The following is a 26,145-nucleotide window of genomic DNA, read 5'->3' as shown; positions in this document are numbered from 1 at the left end:
ATCTCCTTATTAATTATAATGAAACATAGTCGTCAACAAAGAATAGCACCTTACTATGACGATAAAAGTTGTCATTAATGTGGTCATTAATTATAAAAATAAGTCGTGCTGCTATAAGTAACGCAGTAATAAGCAATTCTTCATTAATAAAGCAATAATGAGTAACGTAATGACAAGCAACAAAAATAAGAAACAGCTTACCTCTGTAGGCATTGTCGGTTGTGGTTGGTTAGGCACACCTTTAGCGCAGCACCTTAAAAAACAAGGTGTAGCGGTACTCGCAACACGCAGTAATACTGATAATGTCAAACAGCTAACTAACCAAGGTATTAATGCGGCTGTATTATCTTTACCTGCACAGCAAACAGCTCTAAATAACCATCCGGTCTTTAAGCAGCAATGCTTGGTTATTGCTATTACACCACAGTTTAGGCAAGGTCGTGTTGATTACGCCGATAAAGTCGCACAGTTAGTTACCGCAGCAAAAAACAATAATAAAGTTGAAAAAATTATTCTATTAAGTAGTAGTGCTGTTTATAACGGCTTGTCAGGGCTTGTTGATGAAAGCATGGTGTTGGATCTAACTGCGGATAAAGTGTCAGTATTAAATCAAGCAGAGCAAACAGTACTTAATTTTACTAGTGATCAGGTTGTTAAGGCAAGTAACGCTGATATGCTATATGTTAATGGACACTCGGGTTTAGGTCGTAACAAGGGCTTTGTTCTTCGATTAACCGGTTTAGTTGGTCCTAATCGCCATCCAGGCAAGTTTTTATCACATGGTCGCATGCTACAAAACCCACAAGCACAGGTTAATTTAATTCATCAACAAGATGCTGTTAGCCTTATTCTCTCGTTGCTAGCAAGTGATATTCATGGCGGTATTTTTAATGGGGTTAGCGCCACACAAGTCACTAAAAAGCAATATTACCAAGCGGCAGCCAACGCTTTGAATTTACCCCCACCTAGTTTTGAAGAAAAAGATAGCTTATCAAAAACTGACTCTAAAATAGTTTCAGGTAAAAAAACACAAGAAGCATTACATTATGCATTTGTTTATGATGATTTATTGGCATGGCTTGAACAAGGTCACTAGTTTATTGTATTTGCCTGTCTTAGTCTTTTGGTCTATGTCTTCTCGGTGAGCCGCTTTGGCTGTATTGCGTAAACAATGCTCTAAATACTATGTTAAGTAATTCTTATAGCAGGTATCAGTGCTTTTGATATACTAGCGCTGTTATTTATTAAAGAGCTAACTTTTGAACTTATTCTCTCAACACTTTATTACTCATCATCAAACTAAGTTACTATTTTTAGTGATATGGGCTCACGTCACTATATTGAATCTCTTTTATGTTACATATACGGGGCCGATATTTTTTTGGCAACAAAGTTTGCAAGTTAAAACACTCATTATTCATGTAATGGTCGCTTGCTTAACGCTGCTTTGTTATGTTTTTCTCACCCGTATCGGCAAATATTTTGGCTTCAGTAAAGTGATTCAATTGCCACACCAAAATAATGCCTTAAAAACCACACAACATTTTAATAAGGACACTTCATACTAATGCGTGTTGTATTGGCCCCAATGGAAGGCGTTTTAGATTACCGAATGCGTGACTTACTTACCCAAGTAGGTAGCTATGATCTTTGCGTCACCGAGTTTATTCGTGTGATTGATCAAGTACTCCCCGATCGTGTTTTTTATCGATACTGCCCAGAGTTAATTGATGCCAGTGCTTACGGTAGCTGTACTAAAGCGGGTACACCGGTTCGTGTACAGTTATTAGGTCAATCCCCTGAGTATATGGCTGAAAATGCCGCTAAAGTGATTGAGCTTGGCTCAAATGGTATTGATATAAACTTTGGTTGCCCGTCTAAAACGGTCAATAAAAGTCGTGGTGGTGCTATTTTATTAAAAGATCCTGAGAATCTTTATCAAATTGTCAAAGCGGTAAAAGCAGCAGTCCCTAATGACACCATTGTTAGTGCTAAGATTCGTTTAGGTTATGAAGATAAAAGTCTAGCTATTGAAAATGCCCAAGCAGTTGAAGCAGCAGGTGCAAACGAGCTTACCGTACATGCTCGTACCAAGGTAGAAGGCTATAAACCACCAGCGCATTGGCATTGGATTGCAAAAATAAACAATGAAATCTCAATTCCTGTTATTGCTAATGGTGAAGTGTGGAATTTAGCTGATGCAATCACGTGTCGCGAAGTTTCCGGATGTAACGATATTATGGTAGGTCGCGGTGCGTTAACTATCCCTAATTTAGGGCAAGTGATAAAACAAGAAAGTGATGTTATGCCGTGGTTACAGGTACAAGCCTTATTATCCGCTTATACAGAGTTTGAAACAGACGGTGACAAGAGTAAGTATTATTGTAACCGTATCAAACAATGGCTTAAATATTTAAAGGGCTATTACCAGCAAGCAGACTTATTGTTTGACGAAGTCAGAAGATTAAAAACAGCTGAAGCTATTAGAGCACTACTGTAAGTTTACGTAAGTTTATTTACGTTTTTTTTCGTTGTTAGTCACTAAAATGAGAACAAATAGCTTCACATACTTATGTAGTTAACTCAGGTGTTCGCTATATACGTTATCTTCGAAGCCTGTGTTCTAATAGCCATCACTTTTTAGAAAACTTTAATTTTTCAATGTCTTATATCTTCTCTGTGAGCGCAGCCTCGGTGCACTCGGTGGTTCAAACTTTCTTGTTTTTAAAGCGCTAAATAACTCAAAATACAATTGATATACACAGATATCACCACTGAGAGTACCGAGGCGCTACGCGCTCACAGAGGAATAGATTTAAAAGCGGGATCTAGTAGAATATGCGTCCTGCATTCGCTACTAAGTGGCATCCATGCCACAGCCGACAAAATACTACGGGGATTACGCCCCTGAGTCATGTGCATAAGCACGTAGTTTTATAAACTAGGTAATAAGCCCGCTGGCATAAAGTCATTGAAATAACCATCAGCGATGATCGCCGACGCTTCGACAATATCAGGCGCAAAGTAGCGATCTTTATCATAAAAAGCCACGGTTTCACGTAACTTCGCTTTCGCCTGTTCAATAGGCGCTGCTCCCTTTAGTGGTGCTCTAAAATCTAAACCTTGTACAGCAGCTAAATACTCTACAGCAAGTACGCCGTTGGTATTTTCGGCCATATCCGCTAAACGACGACCAGCAAAACAGGCCATTGATACATGGTCTTCTTGATTAGCTGATGTCGGTAAACTATCAACAGAGGCTGGGTGAGCCAGGGTTTTATTTTCTGAAGCTAACGCAGCCGAGGTAACTTGTGCAATCATAAAGCCAGAGTTAACACCGCCATTATTCACTAAAAATGGCGGTAATTTACTTAAACTGGCATCAATTAATAATGCCATTCGACGCTCAGAGAGTGAGCCAATTTCAGCAATAGCTAAGGCTAAATTATCTGCCGCCATAGCCACCGGCTCAGCATGAAAATTACCGGCAGAGATGAAGTCCCCTTCATTAGCAAAAACTAAAGGGTTGTCTGTTACACCATTAGCTTCAACGTGTAATACTTCTGCCGCTTGACGAATTTGTGTTAAACAAGCGCCCATCACTTGTGGCTGACAACGTAGTGAGTAGGGGTCTTGTACTTTGTCACAATTAACGTGCGCTGTTGCTATTTCAGAACTATCCGTTAATATTTCACGGTATGCGCGTGCGGCATCAATTTGTCCTTTTTGCCCACGAACAAGGTGTACTCTATGATCAAAGGGGGCACGTGATCCCATGGCGGCTTCTACTGAGGTAGCGCCGATGACGGTTCCTGCGGCATATAAATCCTCAGCATAAAATAAACCTTCTAACGCAAATGCCGTGGAAGCTTGTGTCCCGTTGAGTAAAGCTAAACCTTCTTTTGCCGCCAGTACTACCGGTTCAAGTCCGGCAATTTTTAATCCTTGAGTAGCAGGGATAATGTTATCTTGATATGACATTTCGCCTTCGCCCAATAAAGGTAATACCATATGAGCAAGGGGTGCTAAATCACCTGAGGCGCCGACCGACCCTTTTTTTGGCACGCAGGGGTAAACTTCGGCGTTCAATAAGGTAATTAATGCTTGAATAACGTGTAAACGAATACCTGAAAAACCGCGTGATAATGAGTTTATTTTTAGTACCATCATTAGGCGTACGGTCGCATCTTCCATGTACTCACCAAAACCAGCAGAATGAGAAAGTACGATAGAGCGTTGTAATAATTCTAACTCTTCAGTTTTAATACGAGTGCTGGCTAATAGACCAAAACCGGTATTAATACCGTAAACAACACGATTGTCTTTTATGACTTGTTGTACCGCTTCAGCACTGTTGTTGATTTCAGGAAATGCAGCTTCATCTAAACTATATTTTATGCCGTCATAACGACTTACGTCTCGTAATTGCGCGAGCGTTAGCTTTCCTGGAAGAATTTTTAATGCTTTGATGTGGTTCATTTTTATTTTCTCTCTATCATAAATTTTCAATGAATAGCGCTTAGTTCAACAGGGGTTACTCAACAACAAAGAGAAAGCACGCAGCTGACGTTAGTCAGTGAGTACTTTCGATGTCGTTATGGTTAAAATTAGCCTGAAATTGAGTATTATTTTTCGTCTATCATCGGTAAATCTAGCCCCTGCTCTTTGGCACAGTTTATGGCGATATCGTACCCCGCGTCGGCATGGCGCATCACACCTGTGGCGGGATCATTCCACAATACTCGCCCAATACGTTTAGCTGCATCATCGCTGCCATCAGCGACAATGACTACACCAGAATGTTGACTAAAGCCCATACCAACGCCGCCGCCATGATGAATGCTAACCCAAGTTGCACCACCTGAAGTTGATAATAAAGCGTTGAGTAACGGCCAATCTGATACAGCATCAGAGCCATCTAACATGCTTTCAGTTTCACGGTTTGGTGAAGCGACCGAGCCTGAATCTAAATGATCGCGACCAATAACTACAGGCGCAGAAAGCTCGCCGGTTTTCACCATGTCATTAAAGGCTAAGGCTAAACGTGCTCGGTCTTTTAAGCCAAGCCAACAAATACGCGCAGGTAATCCTTGAAAAGCGATACGATCACGCGCCATATCTAACCAGTTATGTAAGTGTGGGTTATCAGGTATCAGCTCTTTAACTTTAGCATCGGTTTTATAAATATCTTCTGGATCGCCAGATAAGGCAACCCAACGAAATGGCCCAATACCTTCACAGAATAATGGTCTAATATAAGCGGGGACAAAACCAGGAAAATCAAAAGCGTTTGTGACCCCTTCTTCTAAAGCCATTTGACGAATATTGTTACCGTAATCTGTGGTCGCCGCGCCCATCTTTTGTAATGCAAGCATCGCTTGAACTTGTATCGCCATTGATTGCTTAGCCGCCTTAACCACTGCCGCCTCATTTTTTAAGCGCATAGTAGCAGCATGTTCCATGGTCCACCCCTGTGGTAAGTAACCATTTAACGGGTCGTGTGCTGAGGTTTGATCTGTTACTACATCAGGGGTAATACCGCGTTTAACTAATTCAGGAAAAATATCAGCAGCATTACCTAATAAGCCAACTGAGATTGCTTGGCCTTGTGCAGTCGCTTGATTGATGATGGCCAATGCATCATCTAAGCAGGTGGCTTTCTTATCGACATAACGTGTTTTTATTCGAAAATCGATACGGGTTTCATCACACTCAACTACTAATGCAGAAAAGCCAGCCATGGTTGCTGCAAGTGGTTGCGCTCCTCCCATGCCACCTAAACCACCGGTAAGTACCCACTTACCTTGTGCATTACCATCAAAGTGTTGTTTGGCCATGGCGACAAAGGTTTCGTATGTGCCTTGCACAATACCTTGTGAGCCAATATAAATCCATGAACCAGCCGTCATTTGGCCGTACATCATTAAACCTTTTTTATCTAACTCGTTAAAATGCTGCCAGTTAGCCCAATTAGGCACGAGATTCGAATTAGCAATTAATACACGCGGTGCGTTTTCGTGTGTTTTAAATACGCCAACAGGTTTACCCGATTGCACCATTAAGGTTTCGTCATTTTCAAGACGGTTTAGCACCTCAATTATTTTGTCGTAACATGCCCAGTTACGTGCGGCGCGACCTATGCCACCATAAACGACTAACGCCTGTGGGTGCTCGGCAACATCGGGGTCTAAATTATTCATCAACATGCGTTTTGCTGCTTCAGTTAACCAACTCTTGGTGGTTATTTCAGTGCCGCGATCAGCGCGAATAATACGATCAGTGTCTAAACGTGATGCTAGGGGAGTTGTCATAGGGCTTCCTCATGATAGAAATACTGAGATTGAATGTTATAAAATAATAATTTTAAAATATAAGGTGGCTGCCTAGACGATATTTATCACCGGGTGATGTTAAGGTAGCAACACTAACCACGCCTTGCTTTGACCAGGTACGTCGCTTAACTTGTAAGCATGGTTTACTGGCGTTAATAACTAATAATTGGCAAACGTGATCGCTGGCTAAAATCGCTTCTACTTCATGGGTTGCTTCTGTTAAGGGGGCTACCGCTGAAAGATATTCGTGTGGGGTAATAAGGGTAAAGTCTTGTGATAAGTAATCGGGCACTAAACTAGCATTAACATAGCGTTGCTCTAACTGAATTGCTTCATTATTTTCATAATGTAAAATTTCAGAATAAAAAACTTTTTCAGTGTTTTTCAAATTCAGTAAAATAGCTATCTCTTCAGTAACATCCACGGCTCTTAATAGTAATTGTTCAGCCTGATGTTGATGACCACGCTCACTAATTTCATCACTAATATTTCTTATTTTTAACAAAGATGATTGGGATTTAAAGGTAGCGACAAAAGTACCAGCGCCTTGTGAACGCACTAATATCCCTTGCTCGGTTAAATCCTGTAGAGCACGTCTTGCGGTCATACGACTAACTGAAAACTGCTGTGTTAGTTCGTTCTCAGAAGGTACTTTTGCATTTTGCGGCCATTGACCCGATTCGATATGTTCACAAATATACTGTTTGATAATAGTATACTTAGCAGGTGTGTTTTTTTTACTCGTTTGAGTCGCTTTGCTACTAAGCTTTTTATTTACAGGGCTTTTACTTTCGCAGACCAAAGCAGGTACAGTTGAATTGGCAGTCATGATGATATTTGGCTTGATTGAACTTGCTAATACGATCTCATACCTTTAGCGCAAAGGCAAGCCTTGTATATACAAGTTGATTATGGATTGTTTTCACGATAGAGTTTTATACTTATTCCAACGAGCAACTCCCAAGCAACCACTAATAATTAATTATTCACAGGTAGACATCGAGATGACACATTATAAACATTGGCAAACGCTTTATATCAATGTAAATCTAGCCACGATGACCGATGGTAGTCATAGCTATGGTGAAATAAGGCAAGCAGCCTTAGCTATTAGTGCCGGTAAAATTGTTTGGCTAGGTAAGCAGAGTGATTTACCTGCTTCATTGTCAAGCCCATCATTCGACTTATTATTTGATAACCTTGAGGTTATCGATGGTAAAGGTCAATGGCTGACCCCAGGCTTAATCGATTGCCATACCCATTTAGTTTATGGTGGTAACCGCGCCAACGAATTTGAAATGCGCTTACAAGGTAAAAGCTATGAAGAAATAGCTAGCGCAGGCGGGGGCATTGTCTCAACCGTTTCGGCGACGCGAAAAGCTAGTGAGCAAGAGTTACTTGCCAGTGCTTTACCGCGGTTAACTGCTTTACATCAACAAGGTGTTACCACCATTGAAATTAAATCAGGCTATGGCTTAGATACCATCAACGAAATTAAAATGCTAAAAGTGGCGGGTCTATTAGCCAAAGAGTTACCGGTTACTATTAAACGTACTTTTCTTGGTGCGCATGCCTTACCAACAGAATATAAAGATGATGCCGAGGGTTACCTTGATGTGGTTTGCAATGAAATGTTACCGCAAGTCGTTAGTGAAAAATTAGCCGATGCCGTTGATGTTTTTTGTGAAGGTATAGGCTTTAGTCTTGAGCAAACTCAGCGCGTTTTTGAGGCGGCACAAGCACATAACTTACCTGTTAAAGTGCATGCCGAGCAGTTATCAAATTTGGGTGGCTCAGCGTTAGCGGCTAGCTATGGTGCCTTGTCATCTGATCATATTGAGTTTTTAGATGAAACAGGCATTAAAGCCATGAAAAAATCTGGTATGACTGCGGTACTCTTGCCCGGCGCCTTTTATTTTTTACGTGAAACGCAAATACCACCGATAGCGCTGTTGCGCAAACATAAAGTGCCTATGGCGGTAGCTACCGATGCAAACCCTGGTACCTCACCTATTCATAATATTCATTTAATGCTTAATATGGCGTGTACTTTATTTAAATTAACGCCGTGTGAAGCCTTAGCAGGTATTACTTGTTATGGCGCAAAAGCGTTAAGATTAAACGACAGTAAAGGGCAGTTGGCAGTTGGTTATGATGCCGATATTGCCTTATGGAATATCGAACAACCGGCAGAGCTGTGCTATCAATTTGGAGTTAACCCCCTAACCAGCTTGTATCAAGCAGGTAAAAAAGTAATATAGCATTAAGTCATATCAGCTTGAATATTATCCATATACAGTCGCGCTTGTTTTGGGTTGTTGGCGAAAATGCCATCAACACCGAGGCTTGTCAGTAGGTAAATATCTTCAAGTCTATCGACAGTATAGACATACACTTGTAAACCACGCTGATGGGCGTCTAAGACAAAATCCTTACTAATAGTATCAATACTTATGTGCACTGAATAAGCATTAAGGGCAGTAGCAAAGGTGGCGTAAGTTAATGGTAACGAAGCGGTTAACGCGCCAATAGCTAATTCAGGGCGTTGTTGAGTAATGGCATACAACTGATGATGATTAAACGAAGAGAGTAATAACTGCTTAGTGGTTATGTTGTATTTTAATACGCCCTGGTCAATGCATTGTAGCAGTAGCTCAATATTATTAATGCCTTTGAGCTCAATATTGAGTAGGCAATGCTTGGGCATAATAGCCAATACTTCATCTAGCGTTGGAATTTTCTGACCTTTGCCGGCATCAAGCTGGCGCAAATCAGCAAAGCTATGTTGAGTAAGTAGCCCTGAACCCGAGGTAGTACGCTCTAACCAACGATCATGAATAACAAGCAATTGACCATCAATTTCAAAAATATCAATTTCAATCCCGTCGACATTACTGTCAATAGCCGTTTGTATTGAAAGTAGCGTGTTTTCTGGGGCAATGGCACTAGCACCACGATGAGCAAAAATTAGCATAGCAATATAAATTTAATGGTATTGGTATAATACATTAGTGTTGATTTTGAGTATAATACTGCTCAATGAGAATGTACAAAATAAAATGAGCAACGATTACAGTGACCACATCAACTTTTCCAAAACGTCTAAATAAATACATTAGTGATTCAGGTTTTTGCTCGCGCCGTAGTGCTGACAAAATGATAGAAAATAACCGCGTAACTATCAATGATAAAATACCAGAGCTGGGTACTAAGGTGCTAGAGGGCGATATTGTTAAGGTAGACGGCTATGATATAGCGCCTATTAGTGGCGATAAATCTGATCGAATTTACATTGCTTATAATAAACCCATTGGCATTACCTGTACTACTGAAAAACATGTGCGTGGTAATATCATTGACGCTGTAGGTCATACAAAACGTATATTTCCTATTGGTCGTTTAGACAAGCCTTCAGAAGGCTTGATATTTCTAACGAGTGACGGCGATATTGTTAATAAAATATTACGTGCTGAAAATGCCCACGATAAAGAATATATTGTTACGGTGGATAAACCCATTAGCGAACGCTTTATTACCCGCATGTCTCGTGGCGTACCTATTTTAGGTACTATTACTAAACCTTGTATTGTTCAAATGAAAAGTCGCTTTGTGTTTAGCATTATTCTGACTCAAGGGCTTAACCGCCAAATTCGTCGTATGTGTGAATACCTTGATTACGAAGTAACACAATTAAAGCGTATTCGTATTATGAGCATCGACCTAACTAATTTAAAGTCGGGGCAATGGCGTAATTTAACCACCAGCGAAATGGCTGAAATTAATCAAGCAGTGCAGGGTTCAAGTAAAACGGGACAGGCTCAAGAGGTTAGTAATACAGGTGTTGATAACACTATCGATTTGACTGCCCAAGTGGTCACTAATGCTAAAACTAAAGCAGCCACGAGTGAACGCTTAACTCAGTTAACGAACGTCAAGGAAGTTAATAAAGCCAATGATGTCAAACCAGCGAAGTCTCAAGACTGCTGGCCTTACAACAGTCTTAAAACACAAAAGTAACGATTTTTGGTCAATATTATTGTTATTTATTAATATTTACCAATCGGCTTGAAAGCTCGGTAATCACTTGGATATCCTCTATGGTTGACGGAATATCAATTTCTTCTCCGTCAATCATTTGTCTTAATGTTTTTCGTAGGATTTTACCAGATCGCGTTTTGGGTAATCTATCGATAATCACTAAGTTTTTTAATGAGGCTATTGCCCCAATATCATTGCGAATACTTTGTTTTAACTCACTAATAAGCTCTTCATCACTGGCAGAAATACCATTTTTTATTACCACTAAACCTAAGGGGACTTGCCCTTTTAATGAATCATCAATGCCAACAACGGCGCATTCTGCTACCGCAGGGTGACTTGATAATACTTCTTCCATTTCTCCGGTTGATAAACGATGACCAGCAACGTTAATAACATCGTCAATACGCCCCATGATAAAAAGATAGCCTGCTTCATCAATATAACCACCATCTCCTGAGGTATAGTAGCCAGGGAAATCTGATAAGTACCCTGATATTAAACGCTGTGGATCACGATAAACCGTGGCTAAACAGCCTGGAGGAAGCGGTAGTTTTATTGCCACACTACCTTGTTGTCCTGCGGGAACTTGTTTACCGCTGGCATCAAGAATCTGTACATCATAACCTTTGATAGGAAAACCAGCTGAGCCTGCTTTTGTGGCTACCACATTACCATGACCGTCATCTAAGGGGGTGCTGGCAATGGGCCAACCAGTTTCTGTTTGCCACCAATGATCGATTACTGGTAATTGTGTGGTGTCTTTAAGCCAATAGTAAGTTGCGGGATCTAAACGTTCGCCTGCTAGATATAAACGTTTTAATGAAGAAAGATCGTAATTTTTTAATAACTCACCTTTAGGATCTTCTTTGCCAATAGCACGAAATGCCGTTGGTGCTGAAAATAAGGCATTAACCTTATACTCAGCGCAGACACGCCAAAAAGCGCCCGCATCAGGTGTTCTAATAGGTTTTCCTTCATACATTATCGTAGTACAGCCAGCCATTAAGGTGCCGTAAATAATATATGAATGCCCAACAACCCAGCCTACATCTGAAGCAGCCCAAAAAACATCCCCTGTGTGCATACCATAGACATGCTTCATGCTATAAAGCATGGCAACAGCATGACCACCATTATCTCTAACCACACCTTTAGGTTTACCTGTGGTGCCTGAAGTATATAAAATATAAAGTGGATCGGTACTGTTAACGGACACCGGTGGTATTTCAACCGCAATATCCATTTGTGCTTGCCAGTTAAGATCTCTGCTTGGTATAAGGGTTGCTTGCGCTTGTTCTCTTTGGTAAATGATACAGTGTTGTGGTTTATGAGTTGCTATTTCGATAGCTTCATCAATTAAGGGCTTATAGGGAATAACCTTGTCTATTTCAATACCACAACTGGCACCAATAATAATGGTAGGCTCAGCATCATTAATACGCACAGCGAGTTCATGGGCGGCAAAACCACCAAAGACTACCGAGTGAATTGCGCCTAAGCGAGCACAGGCTAACATTGCAATAGCTGCTTGTGGGATCATTGGCATGTATATTAATACTCGATCGCCTTTGTTCACCCCTTGATCACGCAATACACCGGCAAACTTTGCCACTAAACTAGTGAGCTCACTGTAGCTAAATTTTTGTTTTTGCCCGGTTACTGGTGAATCATAGATAAGCGCGGTTTGTTCGCCACGACCTTGTTCAACATGATAATCTAACGCTAAATAACAAGAATTTAGCTCACCATCAGTATACCAATCATACCAAGAGTCATTATTTGTCGACAATATAGTTTCTGGCTTTTTATACCAAGCGACTTGCTGGGCTTGTTCTTGCCAATATTTTTTAATTGAATCATCTATTTTTATTGAGTCTTTTAGTTTTTCCATCATATCGACCTTAGCAGTTTTTTTATATACCCACACTGTAGAACTGTCGACAAAATTAACCAATTAGACTTTAGCCTAATATTTGAGCATTTTTATAGGTGAATGACAATATCACGTAAAATATCGGTTAGTGATAGCGCACTTGCTACAAGGGAGAGAAGGAGGTAAGTGGTTGCCTAAATGATTGAATAAGCAAAGCAATCGTTGTTATTTAAAAGCGCAATATCACTTATAAGTAATATTGCGCTTGGATAGGGTTAAATAAACCGTGTTACTTTAAAGCAAGTAAAGGTTTTAAAAACCGAGCTGTATGTGAGGTTTTATGTTTAGCCACTTGTTCAGGTGTACCCGTGACTAATATTTCACCACCACCAGCACCGCCTTCAGGGCCTAAATCAATAACCCAATCAGCGGTTTTAACCACATCTAAGTTATGCTCAATCACCACAATAGTATTACCATGGTCGCGCAGTCGATGAATCACGTTGAGCAACTGTTTAATATCGTGAAAATGCAAACCTGTGGTTGGTTCATCAAGAATATATAAGGTCTTGCCGGTATCTCTTTTTGATAACTCTTTTGATAGTTTTACGCGCTGCGCTTCACCACCTGAAAGAGTTACCGCCGATTGCCCTAACTTGATATAACTTAAACCGACATCCACTAAGGTTTGTAGCTTACGCTTTATCGCCGGTATCGCTTTGAAAAAGTCAAAAGCATCTTCAATAGTCATATCTAGTACTTGATGAATGTTCTTACCCTTGTATAACACTTCTAAGGTTTCACGGTTATAGCGCTTACTCTTACAAACATCACAAGGGACATAAACATCAGGCAAAAAGTGCATTTCTACCTTGATCATGCCATCGCCTTGACAGGCTTCACAGCGACCCCCCTTAACATTAAAGCTAAAGCGACCTGATTTATAACCACGCGAACGAGACTCTTGCGTGGCGGCAAATATGTCGCGAATAGCGGTAAATATACCGGTGTAGGTCGCTGGGTTAGAGCGCGGTGTTCTACCAATAGGGCTTTGATCAATTTCGATCACCTTATCTAACAAGTCTAAGCCTTCTATACTTTTATACGGCGCGGGTTCATCAACCGTGGCACCATTAAGTTCTATATGTGCTAGTTTATACAAGGTATCGTTAATAAGGGTTGATTTCCCTGAGCCTGAAACACCAGTAACACAGGTCATTAAGCCTGTAGGAATAACTAAATTAACATTTTTTAAGTTATTACCACTTGCGCCCTTGAGAGTAACGACGCTTTTTTTATCAAAAGGGTGACGCTGCGTAGGAATTTCAATTTTTTCAACGCCAGAGAGGTATTTTCCGGTTAACGACTCTTTACAGTTGAGTATGTCATCAACGGTGCCTTGGGCGATAATTTCACCACCATGTACGCCGGCGCCAGGGCCAATATCAACGACAAAATCTGCGGCGCGAATAGCGTCTTCATCATGCTCAACAACAATAACAGTATTGCCTAAATCACGCAGGTGTAACAAGGTGCCCAGTAAACGTTCATTATCACGTTGGTGCAGACCAATAGAAGGCTCATCTAAGACGTACATAACACCGACTAAACCCGCACCAATTTGACTAGCAAGACGAATTCGCTGCGCTTCACCGCCAGATAGTGTGTTTGCACCACGTGATAAGTTGAGGTAATTAAGGCCGACGTTAACTAGGAAGCCTAAGCGTTCATTCACTTCTTTTAAGATTTTTTCGGCCACTTGCTTTCTTTGACCAGTAAGCGTTAGCCCTTGGAAGAAGTTAAGCGCATCACTAATAGAAAAATCCGCAACAACGGTCAGTGGCGTATCTTCAATAAAGACATTACGCGCCTCTAGACGTAAGCGACTACCATGACAATCTGGGCAATGTTGAGAATTAAGGTATTTGCCTAACTCATCTCGTACCGCGTTTGATTCCGTTTCTTTGTAGCGACGCTGCATATTATTTACGATGCCTTCAAACGGGTGCTTGCGCACCACAACATCACCACGATCGTTCATATACTTAAATTCAATGTCTTGCTCGCCACTGCCGTAAAGGACAATTTTTTGTATTTTTGCTGACAGGCTATTAAACGGTTTATCAACATTAAATTTATAATGGCTAGCAAGGGCTTGTAGCATTTGAAAGTAATAAAAGTTACGTTTGTCCCAACCACGAACAGCACCACCCGCAAGGCTTAACTCTGCGTTGGCAATCACGCGAGCACTATCAAAATATTGCTCAATACCTAAACCATCACAGGTTTGACAAGCACCTGCGGGATTATTAAAAGAAAACAAACGCGGCTCTAACTCTTGCATACTGTAACCACAGTGCGGACAAGCAAAGTTAGCTGAGAAAATTAATTCTTCTCTGTCAGGTTCATCCATAAACGCGACTTTGGCCGTACCAGAGGTTAAACCTAAAGTGGTTTCAAAAGACTCTGATAAACGTAATTGAATATCGTCACGTACTTTGATGCGATCAACCACCACTTCAATAGTATGCTTTTTTTGTAACTCGAGCGACGGTGGATCAGATAAATCACACACTTCACCGTCAATACGGGCACGAATAAAACCTTGCGCGGCTAAGTTATCAAGTAATTTTACATGCTCACCTTTACGGTCTTGCACAATAGGCGCAAGCAACATCACTTTAGTGCCTTCTTCCAGAGCTAAAACTTTATCAACCATTTGTGAAATAGTTTGCGCAGCCAGTGCTTGACCATGTTCAGGACAACGTGGCTCACCTACTCGGGCGTACAATAAGCGTAAATAATCATATATTTCAGTAATGGTGCCTACGGTTGAACGCGGGTTATGTGAGGTTGATTTTTGTTCAATCGAAATAGCGGGCGATAAGCCTTCAATATGATCAACATCAGGCTTTTCCATTAACGAGAGAAATTGGCGAGCATAAGCCGAGAGTGACTCTACATAACGACGTTGTCCTTCAGCATAAAGTGTATCGAAAGCGAGGGAGGACTTTCCTGAACCTGAAAGACCCGTAATTACCACCAGTTTATCTCGGGGAATTGTTAAATTAAAGTCTTTGAGGTTGTGCGTACGAGCCCCTCTGATTTCAATACTTTTCATAGGTTTTTTAACTCAAATAGCGATAAAATATAAACGTCTAGTATGTCATAAAAGTTAGCGCATAAAAACAGATCCCTGAGACAAGATTTTGTTTTCATTGTGGGATTTTTTTGTGTTTATTTGCGTGGTAAACTATCCAAGATTTTCCTCCCTCCTCTTTATCTATTTTAGGTTTTAGCAACGTTATGAGTCTTTCAGGTTTAAACCGTATTGAGAAAAAAGCCGCCTTCTCCTTAGCCAGTGTCTTTGGTGTTCGCATGTTAGGCTTATTTATGATCTTACCGGTATTCGCTATTTATGGTGAACAACTTACCGGTTATAGCCCTATTTGGTTAGGCTTAGCGATTGGAGCCTATGGTCTTACCCAGGCTTTGTTACAAATACCTATGGGGATTTTGTCAGATAAGTTTGGTCGAAAACCGGTTATTTTGGCAGGTTTAGTGGTCTTTCTTATTGGTAGCGTAGTCGCGGCAATGTCTGACACTATTTACGGGGTTGTCCTCGGTCGAGCTATTCAAGGTATGGGCGCTATTGCTAGTGCTATTTTGGCTTTGGCTGCTGATTTAAGTCGAGAAGAGCAGCGACCGAAAGTAATGGCGACCATTGGTATGTTTATTGGTTTATCATTTACCTTTGCAATGATTTTAGGGCCAATAGTTGCTGATGCTTTTGGCTTAAGTGGCTTGTTTTGGTTCACCGGTGTATTGACTATTGTCGCCATGGGCTTGATTCAATTTATGGTACCTAATTCAGTCAATAAAGCGCCGCGTGGTGATAATGTTGCTTTACCGGATCAAATTTCCCGTTTGATTCGCCATCCACAATTATCACGTTTAAACGGAGGCGTTTTTATTCTTCATATGGCACTTACGGCCTGTTTTGTTACCTTACCTAAACAGTTTGTCGCGAGTGGTTTATCGCTTGAAAATCATTGGCAAGTCTACTTACCTGCTTTATTAGGCTCTTTCTTTTTGATGGTGCCTTTTATGATTTTTGCCATTAAAAAACAGCAAGAAAAACCGATGTTTAGTGCAGCTATTACTTTATTAGCATTGGCACTAGCGTTACTGTGGATATTACCGTTAGGCTTTTGGAGTTTAGTGCTATCTGTAGTGCTATTTTTCACAGCTTTTAACTACTTAGAAGCGACTATGCCATCAATTCTCTCGCGCATAGCACCAGCAGGCGTTAAAGGTAGTGTGATGGGGATTTATTCAAGTAGCCAATTTTTAGGGGCCTTTGTTGGCGGTATTGTTGGCGGCTATATTGCGAGTAAGTTTGGTGAGCAAACTATTTTCTTAGCAATGGCCTTAGTGACGGTTATTTGGTTGTTATTAAGTTTTGGTATGCAACCTTTAAAGAAATCAAAAAGCTTTAGTTTTGCCGTTAATATTACCAGTGAAGCACAAGCAGAAAAAATGGCTGAACAGTTAATTAATATGCCAGGGGTTATTGAAGCAACATTAGTACACACCGAAGCGGTTGCTTATTTAAAAGTTGATGATAAAGTGGTTGATTTAGTGGCGATTAAAGCCTTACTAAAAAGCTAAATATCAGCATTAATTACCTTCGCTTTTGTTAAGCAATCTATCAAAAATCAGCTAGACTAGTGTTAGATAAAGCGACGTAAATAGTGTTATGGTGATACCAAGTTGCCAGTACAACGTAACTTTTTACTTAACCGAATGGAGATTATTATGTCTGAACATCATACTTACAAAAAAATTGAAATAGTGGGTTCATCGCCAACGAGTATTGAAGCAGCAATAGAAAGTGCTCTAGCAGAGTGTAATAAAACCGTTAAGAATATGGACTGGTTTGAGGTGATAGAAACAAGAGGCCATATAGTTAACGGCGCTGTTGGTCACTACCAAGTGACGTTGAAAGTAGGTTTTAAAGTAGCTTAGGGACTAACTCGGTAAAGCTTACATTGAAAAATTAAACAAAAGTCTTAGCTAACAAATAAACCAAGCAAAATAAAACTGAGCAGTTCAGAATAGCTAAGAACAGTTTAGAACAACTCAGAAGTTAGCCTAAGCTTTTAACCTTTTAATAGATAGCAGTGGTGTTATTTGAGCGTAGCAATATAGTCTTCGAGCTTATTACTGCCAATCATCACTGTTATATCATCATCTTGTTGTTTACCTAATAATGCCATACCCATAGGAGACTTAGGGGTGATAACGGTAATACTTTCTGGGCCTAACTGACAACGAAAGCCAGCCGCTGCGGGACCAATAAAAAACCAACTATTACGCATTAAATCTGCCGATAACTGCACTAAAGCCCCTAGCGAAATAACATCATCACTATCAAACTCAACGGTATTTAGCTTTTTGTAAGCATCAATAGCATGCTGGAATTCAATCACACGCCTAGATTGCCCCTCAGCTAAATAACTTGCTTCTATTGCTAAGGTATCATATTGCGTTTCAGCAACGCTTTGATCATCAACCGCTGCAGCATGGGCATCGTTAGCCGCATCAATCGCTTGTTGATGTTTCTTGATAAGCTCAGCGAGTATAAGTGCTATTAACTGTTTTTTATTGGGCATAAATCTTTAATCTATTATATTGGTGTCTAAATAGACGAACTACATTTAACTTTAACAAATGAGTATAACTTGTATTTTTGTCTAAATGTCAGTAAATTAATCAGTATACATTAACTGGTACGACCAATTGCAGAGTAAAATTATGACAACAACTGCCTACCCACACTTATTAGCCCCTTTAGATCTTGGCTTTACCCAATTAGCAAACCGTGTCCTAATGGGATCAATGCACACCGGTCTTGAAGAAGAGCGCGGTGGCTTTGCTAAACTAGCCGCTTTTTATCAAGCGAGAGCAAAAGGTGGTGTTGGCTTGATTGTTACTGGCGGTGTCAGTCCTAACTTACGTGGTAGAATTGCTCCTTTTGGTAGTGAGTTAAGCCATTTTTGGCAAACCAAAAAGCATAAACAAGTTACCGATGCTGTGCATAAATATCCTACTAAAATTTGCTTACAGTTATTACATACTGGTCGTTATGCTTATCATCCGTTTAGTGTCGCGCCAAGTAAAGTTAAATCACCTATTTCACCGTTTACCCCTAAAGCAATGTCGGTAAGACAAATTAAATCTACCATTAAAGATTATGCTTATTCAGCTAAGTTAGCCGCTAAAGCAGGTTACGATGGCGTAGAAATAATGGGCTCAGAAGGCTATTTAATTAACCAATTCGCCTGTGTTAGAACCAACAAACGTAGCGATGAATGGGGCGGCAGTATTGAAAATAGAATGCGCCTAGCCATTGACACTATCAAAGCAGTACGCGCTAAAGTAGGCGAAAAATTTATTATCATTTTTCGGTTATCTATGTTGGATTTAGTAGAAGGCGGTAATACTTGGCAAGAAGTTGTTACGATGGCGAAAGCTGTTGAGCAAGCTGGCGCTACGCTTATTAATACTGGCATTGGTTGGCATGAAGCACGTGTTCCTACCATAGTTACCTCTGTACCAAGAGCCGCATTTACTTGGATTACTGAGCGAATGAAGCAAGAAGTTTCTCTACCATTAATCACCACTAACCGCATTAATACTCCTGAAGTTGCTGAACAAGTCTTAGCAACAGGACAAGCGGATATGGTTTCTATGGCAAGACCTTTTCTTGCTGATGCTAACTTTGTTAATAAAGCCGCTGATAATAAATCTGATGAAATTAATACCTGTATTGGTTGTAACCAAGCGTGTTTAGACCATGTTTTTGAACAAAAACGCGCTTCTTGTTTAGTTAACCCAATGGCGTGTTATGAAACGGAATTGGTGTTAGAAAAAGCTAAAAAAGCTAAAAAGTTAGCGGTAATTGGCGCAGGACCTGCTGGGTTAGCCTTTAGTGTTTATGCTGCAGAGCGTGGTCATCAGGTTGAGCTATTTGATAAAATTAGTGAAATAGGCGGTCAGTTCAATGTCGCCAAACAAATTCCAGGTAAAGAGGAGTTTTTTGAAACCTTACGTTACTTTAACAAGCAACTGAGTTTACATGATATTAAAGTACACCTTAATAGTGAGCAAAGTGCAGAAAAACTTATTAAGGCTGGTTTTGACGAGGTGGTACTTGCGACGGGTATTAAACCAAGAAAACTTACTATTGAAGGGTTAGAGGAAGGTTTTGCTAGTAAAAAGGTACTGACATACTTACAAGTACTGCGCGATAAAGTTGAAGTAGGTAAGAATGTTGCAATTATTGGTGCTGGTGGCATTGGCTTTGATGTCGCAACCTACTTGTCAGAAAAATCATTAACTAACGATCCAGAAGCGTGGCTTAAAAACTGGGGGGTTGATAAAGATTATTTGCAAAATGGGGCATTACTCAATAAAAACGATATACCCAAACATACACCGCAAAGAAATATTACCTTGTTACAGCGTAAAACCACTAAAGTGGGTAAAGGTTTGGGTAAAACCTCTGGTTGGGTTCATCGAGCTAACTTAGTTAAACATGGTGTTAACATGGTTGCTGGTGCAACTTATAAAGCAATTACTGATAAAGGCTTAGTGATTGAGGTTGATGGTAAAGAGCAATCGTTAGATGTTGATAATATTATTATTTGTGCAGGGCAAGAGTCTAATCGAGACTTGCAACAAGCATTAATTGATGGCGGCTTACCTGTACATCTTATCGGTGGCGCTAATGTTGCTTCAGAACTAGATGCTAAACGTGCTATACGTCAAGCAGCTGAATTGGCTGTGTTAATTTAAGCTTAATTAGTACGTAGCTGATAAAAGCAGGGCAGTTAACCGAATAAAAAACCTATATTTATTCGGTTAACTATTGATATACTGTTGTGAATTAATATTTTTTTAGATAAAACATAGTGCACGAAATAATTGTCGATGGCGGTGATGTTGAATTTTTTACCACGCCTAAAGAGTATAAACAGCAGTTATTATTATTAATTAAAGGTGCGCGCAAGCGTATTTTTATTACTGCCTTGTATTTACAAGATGATGACGCGGGTAGGGAAGTTCTGCACGCGTTATATCAAGCGAAAGCTAATTTTCCAGAGATAGAAATTAATATTTTTGTCGACTTTAATCGTGGTAAACGTGGTTTAATAGGAGAAAAAGCGAGCTTAGGTAACCGTGCGCTGTATTTGAAATTAGCGCAGGAATATCCTCAAACACTTAATATTTATGGTGTTGCGGTAAAACGTAAAGAAGTCTTTGGAGTGTTGCACCTTAAAGGTATGGTCTTTGATGACAAGCTTTTTTATACCGGTGCCAGCATTAATGATATTTACTTACAACAGGCAGAGCGATACCGTTTAGATCGCTATTGCACTATTAATAGCGCCATCTTAGCCGACAGTTTTTGTGATTACTTAATTGACAACTTTATTGATTCAGGGCTTGCACCATTATTCAATCAAACCGAATTACCTGATGCACTTGAGCAAAAGAAAAACTTAGCGGCGTTAAAGTTGCAGTTAAAAAAATCTCATTATAGCGTGACGCAACCGCAAGGTCTTAATCCGTCAAAACTTGTTAGTGATAAAGTCTTCATTACGCCACTTGTAGGCTTCGGTCGACGTAAAAATGAGCTTAATAAAGCAACGCGTCGTTTAGTGCAAAAAGCAAATAATAATATTGTGTTGTTCACTCCTTACTTTAATTTACCTCACTCGCTTGCTAGAGATGTGATCAGAGCATTAAAGCGCGGCGTGAAAACCACTATTGTTGTAGGTGATAAAACCGCTAATGATTTCTTTATTAGCAACAATGACCGTTTTACTGCTATTGGCATTATTCCTTACGTTTATGAAATGTTGCTTAAGCGCTTTGTTAAGCGTTACCAAAACTTTATTGATCAAGGTTTGTTAAATTTCCACCTGTGGAAAGACGAAGACAATAGTTTTCACCTGAAAGGTTTACGCGTTGATGATCGCTATCACTTGATCACCGGAAGCAATTTAAACCCACGTGCTTGGGCGCTTGATTTAGAAAATGGCTTACTTGTTGATGATGCCAATAAGCATTTTTTAGCAAAAACAGATGATGAATTAAGGGGGATTTTAGCCAATACCACCAAAGTAAAACACTTTACTGATATTGAAGCAGTGGAAGACTACCCTGAAAAACCACAAAAACTATTAAAAAAAATACGTGCAGCTCAAATAGACAGAGTGTTAAAGCGTTTCTTATAAAGTGATTTCATCACTAACGTCTACGGCATTAAAAGGATTTTTTTGCCTGTACCCTTATCTCAAAGCGATTAATCTCTATATTATCACTTTGTGGAAAAGCAAAATCTATATGAATAATAGGATTGTTACCACCTGAATGAGGTGAATGTAACCTTAAGCCAAGCCCTACAGAGCCTAACCAGCCATCTTCTATATTCTCAACAGTCGATTGACCTAACGCTCTACCGGCATCAGCAAATGCCACACCCGCTAAATCAAATAATTTAAACAGATTAATATGAGGGTAGTATCTAATTTCTGAAGTGACTTTAACGGTATTTTGACCATGCTGGTATTGCAAAGGAAAACCACGTAAACCTGTATTCCCCCCCATAGTTACCGGATTATCTACATACTGATTTTTGCTAAAAACATTATCATTGCTTAAGTAAAAGCCCCAGTTTGAATTAAGTTGATAAAAATATTCACCGGTCATGGTAACGAGTAATCGACTTGCTCTTTGTTGATAAATGTCGCTTGCCAAGGCTAATTCAAATAACAATAAAGCATTGTTATGTAAATTAAAGCCTTTATTGATACGCATCTTCCATATTGCCCAAGGCGAATCTTCTTTACTACCATTAGCTATACCTAGGCTAGAATTAATGTGCCAGCCATGGTTAAAGTCTTCTATTTGGGTAATTAAGTGTACGTTTGTTAATTCTTTAAAATCCTTTTGTAAATATTCAAAAGCGAACCATGGGTAGAGTATGTCTCTATCTTCTGGTAATACAGTGGTTAACACCGGACCGGTTAACTGGTTACTCTCTTCAATAGACAGGGGGGAAAACGTATCTCTAGCTTGTGTTACCCCGACGGCGTACCTAAGTAAACTATAATCATTATTAAAATTTAACCAAGCATAACTGGCTTCTTTAAAACTAATGTCGTGTGCAAATATACTGTGGTCTTTACCATTTTGAAACAATGTATCGTTACGCGATTCTTCATTAAAGCCGATGTCATATGCTGTTTTGGTATGAAAGCCAGCAAACATTTTATGTAAAAATAAACTTCGTTGTTGACCATCATCATTATCAGAAAAGCCTAACTGTAACGAGGTGTTTTGTTTTTGAAATAGAGGGATGTTAGCGTGTAACTTATAACCAGAGCGCTGAGCGTTACTGTAGGATTCAATTTCTGTGTCTATGCCTAAGCCCAGTAAGTTGCGTTCTTTAATGCCAAAGCTGTAGGTATTAATCCCGCCCTTTCGACCAAAGCTAATCGTGGGCATAAGCGACCAATTATCCCAGGTGGTAACAGTAATATCTTCATTATCATCACGAGTAACCTTTGCCGCCCTTAGGTACCTTCTACTGCGTAAATGGCGCTCAAGCTCGGCCATATCGGCAAAAGTTTTCGTACACTTATTAATAAAAAACGTTGCTTCATTTTCTAAGGTGATTAATTTGGTATCAATATGAATGGCATTAGCCCAGCGATGCAAGAAAATAATACCGTCTTCACTTTCATCAAAAATAGTTTGTGGTTTGAAGGTGATGGTAGGCTGCTTTATCTCACAGAGTGCTTGTTCACTGGTTGACTCATCAGGCATTACTTCGTGCGACTTTTCATCAACAAGGTTATTAACTGCTTTGTGGGTTGTCGTTACAGTATTTTGAGTTTGTTCAGCCGCGGATACACTACTAAAAAAAGCGATATACAATAAGCTAGCGACAAGTAATGATTTAGTGACACTATTACTTCGCCAAGTTACAGGTACAATTTTTAGTAAAAAGGCTGAGATAACACGGCATTGTTTTATTATTGTTATAACTCCTAAGCTAAGCTGTTACTTTGAAGTATTGCTCTATAAGAACCAGCGCAACAAATAAAGTACGGTAAAGCTAAAGATAAATTTTTTATTATTTCTATATTTATAATATGTCTAAAGCAGTTAAGATACCATTATCTGATAATTTTAAAGAATATTAATAAAATTTAAGTTCTTAATAAGTATAAGGGTTAACTATGTTTAGTGAAAAAATGATGCCGCTCTTTAGTGACACCGACGCATTAGGGCACATAAATAACACCAAGATACCGGTTTGGTTTGAAGGTGCTCGTACGCCTGTTTTTAAGTTTTTTACGCCTGATTTAGATCATAAAAAGTGGCAACTCATTATTGCTAAAATAGAAGTGTCTTACCATGGGCAACTTTTTTATGGTGAAGAAATAGAAATAAAAACATTTATTAGTCGTATTGGTGGTGCTTCGTTTGATGTCTATCAAGAAGTTTGGCAACACGGTGAAAAATGCGTATCGGGCACGACTGCTATGGTCAATTTTGATTTTAAAGTACAGCGCTCTAAAAAAATTGCTGATGATATTCGCGTAAAACTGACAGAGCACCTTATTTAGTCAAAGGTTGCGTCTGTAAGTTGAGAGAGTGACAATAGTTGAGTGAGTAACAAGCAAAAAGTAGTGTACTCGTACTAAGTAGTGGAAAAGGTTGTTGTTAGTTGCACGCTGTATTTTTTATATTATTTACTTAACTATTTTGAAAAATAAATAAATAGACTTTTAACAAAATATCACTCGAATTTGATCGCTGCTCACTATAGAATTGGTCTCTTAAACTAAATTTCAAAGACAGACATTTTTTCTATTTCATTAGATGGTGAAATGGGCAAGTCTTAATAGCGCAAATTAATAGGATATCTTCATGGCGGGTGTAAATAAAGTAATCATAGTAGGTAACTTAGGCAAAGATCCTGAGGTACGTTTTATGCCAAATGGCGGCGCAGTAGCAAACATTACTGTTGCAACGTCAGACTCATGGAAAGATAAACAAACTGGTGAGCAGAAAGAGAAAACAGAATGGCATCGTGTTGTTATGTTTGGCAAACTTGCTGAAATTGCTGGCGAATACTTAAAAAAAGGTTCAAAAGTATATCTTGAAGGTGCTTTACAAACACGTAAATGGACCAATCAACAAGGCCAAGAACAATACACTACTGAAATCGTACTTCAAGGTTATAACGGTGTCATGCAGATGCTAGATGGTAAACCATCGCAAGGGCAGGGCGGCGGTTTTGCTAACCAAGGTCAGCAACAAGGCGGTTTCTCTAATCAAGGACAGCAGCAAGGTGGCTTCTCTAATCAAGGGCAGCAGCACGCACAGCAAGGCGGTTTTGCTAACCAAGGGCAGCAACAAGCACCTATACATCAAGGCGGTTTTGCTAACCAAGGTCAACAGCAAGCACCAGCGCAGCAAGGCGGTTTTGCTAACCAAAGTCACCAACAAAAAGCACCTGCACATCAAGGCGGTTTTGCTCCTCAGCAGCAATCACCTGCACAGCAAGGTGGTTTCGCAAATCAAGGTCAGCAAAATCAAGCGCCTAAGGTAAATCCACAGGAACCATCAATTGATTTTGATGACGATATTCCGTTCTGACCGGAATATTTATAGAATGTAAAGAAAGGTGAGCTTAGGCTCGCCTTTTTTCGTTTTAAAACAAGGGGTTTTGTCTTTATTAATTAAATAAAAGTGTAAACTTTAAATAAGTTAAAAATAGAACGCATCGTGTACTTTAAAAAAAACAAACAATGTATTAGAGTAACTTTTGTGTTTTGGAATATTTAAAAATGGAAAGCTAAAGTGTATAAAACTATCATAATCAAACATGAAGACGGAGAAAGATTACCTTGTTTAGTTGATGATATGGGCATGCCATTAATTCTCCAAAATGAATATATAATGAAAAAAAGGGGCTTAGGTTGGGGGACTTTAGATAAGTATTTAAGAATTCTGGGGTATGTTTGTGAATGGGAATATAAAAATATTGATATTTTCCAAAGGATTTCTGAAGGAAAATTCCTTACTGAATCTGAATTGACAGGCAGTCTCCTTCCACATCTTAGAAAAGATTTTTCAAATACTAAAGTTGTTAAAAATCTTGTTGTAAGCGCTGTGTAGTGGTCAAGTAAAACTGGCCACGGATTTGTATTCAAGCCAGTATCTTTTCTCTGACTCATTCGGTGTTAACCCTCCGTTATAACTGTGAGGTCTAACTTTGCTGTAATATCCAATGATGTAGTCAACAACTGAGCTTTCAGCTTCAATAAATGAGCGATAACCCGTTGTTGGTATCCATTCTGTTTTTAAACTTCTAAAGAATCGCTCCATCGGGCTATTATCCCAACAATTGCCTCGTCGACTCATACTTTGTTCAATTTGATAACGCCATAATAATTGTCGATAATTTCTACTCGTATAGGTACTGCCTTGATCTGAATGGAACATAACGCCTTTGGGTCTTCCTCTTGACTCAAATGCCATTGATAAGGCTTTCGCTGCTAGCTTAGTATCGGGTGAATATGACATTGCCCAACCCACTAACTTTCGAGCAAATAAGTCCATCACAACAGCCAGGTAAGCCCAACGAGTCCCTGTCCAAATAAACGTTATATCACCGCACCAAACTTGATCCGGCTGACATACTGCAAACTGGCGTGCGTATTCTCATGACTTTGATCACCGATTCTCATCAGCTTTGATCACTTGATTTACCATTTTGTAGAGCCATTCTTAAACTAACTTAACTGATCATCA

19 protein-coding genes and 1 pseudogene are annotated in these 26,145 nt (G+C 39.6%); 11 read left to right on the top strand and 9 right to left on the bottom strand.

All coding sequences use genetic code 11. From position 1 onward, the window contains the following. The first annotated feature begins 169 nt into the window (after positions 1–169). Positions 170–1,096: an NAD(P)-binding domain-containing protein gene (locus tag FCS21_RS09610; RefSeq protein WP_246047156.1), complete on the top strand. Its 927-nt coding sequence runs from the start codon at positions 170–172 to the stop codon at positions 1,094–1,096. A 471-nt stretch (positions 1,097–1,567) separates the two neighbouring features. After that, entirely contained in the window at positions 1,568–2,500 is a 933-nt protein-coding gene (locus tag FCS21_RS09605) for a tRNA-dihydrouridine synthase (RefSeq protein ID WP_138622805.1), read from the top strand. Between the two features lie 434 nt (positions 2,501–2,934). Here the strand turns inward: FCS21_RS09605 and hutH are convergent, their stop codons facing one another. From hutH to hutC, 3 genes are all read right to left on the bottom strand, one after another. Continuing rightward, positions 2,935–4,479: a histidine ammonia-lyase gene (gene hutH, locus FCS21_RS09600; RefSeq protein ID WP_138622804.1), complete on the bottom strand. Its 1,545-nt coding sequence runs from the start codon at positions 4,477–4,479 to the stop codon at positions 2,935–2,937. A gap of 146 nt (positions 4,480–4,625) precedes the next feature. Next, positions 4,626–6,311, bottom strand: a complete 1,686-nt coding sequence (gene hutU / locus FCS21_RS09595) for a urocanate hydratase (protein ID WP_138622802.1) — start codon at positions 6,309–6,311, stop codon at positions 4,626–4,628. A gap of 52 nt (positions 6,312–6,363) precedes the next feature. Further along, positions 6,364–7,161 carry a histidine utilization transcriptional repressor HutC gene (hutC, locus tag FCS21_RS09590; RefSeq protein WP_138622800.1) on the bottom strand — a complete coding sequence of 266 codons (798 nt, stop codon included), beginning with the start codon at positions 7,159–7,161 and terminating at the stop codon, positions 6,364–6,366. A gap of 175 nt (positions 7,162–7,336) precedes the next feature. On the opposite strand from hutC, the gene hutI reads away from it, so the two are divergent. Then, on the top strand, positions 7,337–8,593 hold the full coding sequence (hutI, locus tag FCS21_RS09585) for an imidazolonepropionase (protein WP_138622798.1): 1,257 nt from the start codon (positions 7,337–7,339) through the stop codon (positions 8,591–8,593). 2 nt (positions 8,594–8,595) lie between these two features. On the opposite strand, the gene FCS21_RS09580 is transcribed toward hutI, so the two are convergent. Further along, on the bottom strand, positions 8,596–9,306 hold the full coding sequence (locus FCS21_RS09580; protein ID WP_138622796.1) for a glycerophosphodiester phosphodiesterase: 711 nt from the start codon (positions 9,304–9,306) through the stop codon (positions 8,596–8,598). A 182-nt stretch (positions 9,307–9,488) separates the two neighbouring features. Between FCS21_RS09580 and FCS21_RS09575 the strand changes: the two genes are divergently transcribed. Continuing rightward, on the top strand, positions 9,489–10,349 hold the full coding sequence (locus FCS21_RS09575; RefSeq protein WP_246047165.1) for a pseudouridine synthase: 861 nt from the start codon (positions 9,489–9,491) through the stop codon (positions 10,347–10,349). A 22-nt stretch (positions 10,350–10,371) separates the two neighbouring features. Here FCS21_RS09575 and FCS21_RS09570 read toward each other — a convergent pair whose 3' ends face one another. Further along, positions 10,372–12,264: a propionyl-CoA synthetase gene (locus FCS21_RS09570; RefSeq protein ID WP_138623008.1), complete on the bottom strand. Its 1,893-nt coding sequence runs from the start codon at positions 12,262–12,264 to the stop codon at positions 10,372–10,374. A 271-nt stretch (positions 12,265–12,535) separates the two neighbouring features. Beyond that, positions 12,536–15,367, bottom strand: coding sequence for an excinuclease ABC subunit UvrA (gene uvrA, locus FCS21_RS09565; RefSeq protein ID WP_138622792.1), 2,832 nt, complete (start codon positions 15,365–15,367; stop codon positions 12,536–12,538). Between the two features lie 185 nt (positions 15,368–15,552). Here uvrA and FCS21_RS09560 point away from each other — a divergent pair, with 185 nt between their 5' ends. Together FCS21_RS09560 and FCS21_RS09555 are read left to right on the top strand one after the other, a co-directional pair. Further along, positions 15,553–16,917 carry an MFS transporter gene (locus FCS21_RS09560; RefSeq protein WP_138622790.1) on the top strand — a complete coding sequence of 455 codons (1,365 nt, stop codon included), beginning with the start codon at positions 15,553–15,555 and terminating at the stop codon, positions 16,915–16,917. 147 nt (positions 16,918–17,064) lie between these two features. Further along, on the top strand, positions 17,065–17,274 hold the full coding sequence (locus tag FCS21_RS09555; protein ID WP_138622788.1) for a dodecin: 210 nt from the start codon (positions 17,065–17,067) through the stop codon (positions 17,272–17,274). A gap of 161 nt (positions 17,275–17,435) precedes the next feature. On the opposite strand, the gene FCS21_RS09550 is transcribed toward FCS21_RS09555, so the two are convergent. After that, positions 17,436–17,921, bottom strand: coding sequence for a GreA/GreB family elongation factor (locus FCS21_RS09550; RefSeq protein ID WP_138622786.1), 486 nt, complete (start codon positions 17,919–17,921; stop codon positions 17,436–17,438). A 142-nt stretch (positions 17,922–18,063) separates the two neighbouring features. Here FCS21_RS09550 and FCS21_RS09545 point away from each other — a divergent pair, with 142 nt between their 5' ends. Then, on the top strand, positions 18,064–20,106 hold the full coding sequence (locus tag FCS21_RS09545; protein ID WP_138622784.1) for an oxidoreductase: 2,043 nt from the start codon (positions 18,064–18,066) through the stop codon (positions 20,104–20,106). A gap of 116 nt (positions 20,107–20,222) precedes the next feature. Beyond that, positions 20,223–21,551: a CDP-diacylglycerol--serine O-phosphatidyltransferase gene (gene pssA, locus FCS21_RS09540; protein WP_138622782.1), complete on the top strand. Its 1,329-nt coding sequence runs from the start codon at positions 20,223–20,225 to the stop codon at positions 21,549–21,551. A 28-nt stretch (positions 21,552–21,579) separates the two neighbouring features. Here the strand turns inward: pssA and FCS21_RS09535 are convergent, their stop codons facing one another. After that, entirely contained in the window at positions 21,580–23,256 is a 1,677-nt protein-coding gene (locus FCS21_RS09535; RefSeq protein WP_246047154.1) for a hypothetical protein, read from the bottom strand. Between the two features lie 305 nt (positions 23,257–23,561). On the opposite strand from FCS21_RS09535, the gene FCS21_RS09530 reads away from it, so the two are divergent. The 3 genes from FCS21_RS09530 (at position 23,562) to FCS21_RS09520 (ending at position 25,509) form a co-directional block, all read left to right on the top strand. Continuing rightward, the gene (locus FCS21_RS09530; protein ID WP_138622778.1) at positions 23,562–23,951 is read left to right on the top strand and encodes an acyl-CoA thioesterase; all 390 of its coding nucleotides are present in this window, start codon (positions 23,562–23,564) and stop codon (positions 23,949–23,951) included. A 304-nt stretch (positions 23,952–24,255) separates the two neighbouring features. Further along, entirely contained in the window at positions 24,256–24,987 is a 732-nt protein-coding gene (ssb, locus tag FCS21_RS09525; RefSeq protein WP_138622776.1) for a single-stranded DNA-binding protein, read from the top strand. 204 nt (positions 24,988–25,191) lie between these two features. Then, the gene (locus FCS21_RS09520; RefSeq protein WP_138622774.1) at positions 25,192–25,509 is read left to right on the top strand and encodes a hypothetical protein; all 318 of its coding nucleotides are present in this window, start codon (positions 25,192–25,194) and stop codon (positions 25,507–25,509) included. 3 nt (positions 25,510–25,512) lie between these two features. Here the strand turns inward: FCS21_RS09520 and FCS21_RS09515 are convergent. Further along, positions 25,513–26,046 (bottom strand): annotated as a pseudogene (locus FCS21_RS09515) (IS3 family transposase); the annotation flags it as partial. Positions 26,047–26,145 lie beyond the last annotated feature (99 nt).

The organism is Colwellia ponticola, from assembly GCF_005885605.1.
GTDB lineage: Bacteria > Pseudomonadota > Gammaproteobacteria > Enterobacterales > Alteromonadaceae > Colwellia > Colwellia ponticola.
Note: the sequence above shows the minus strand (reverse complement) of the source record. Positions and strands in the feature narration are given on the sequence as shown.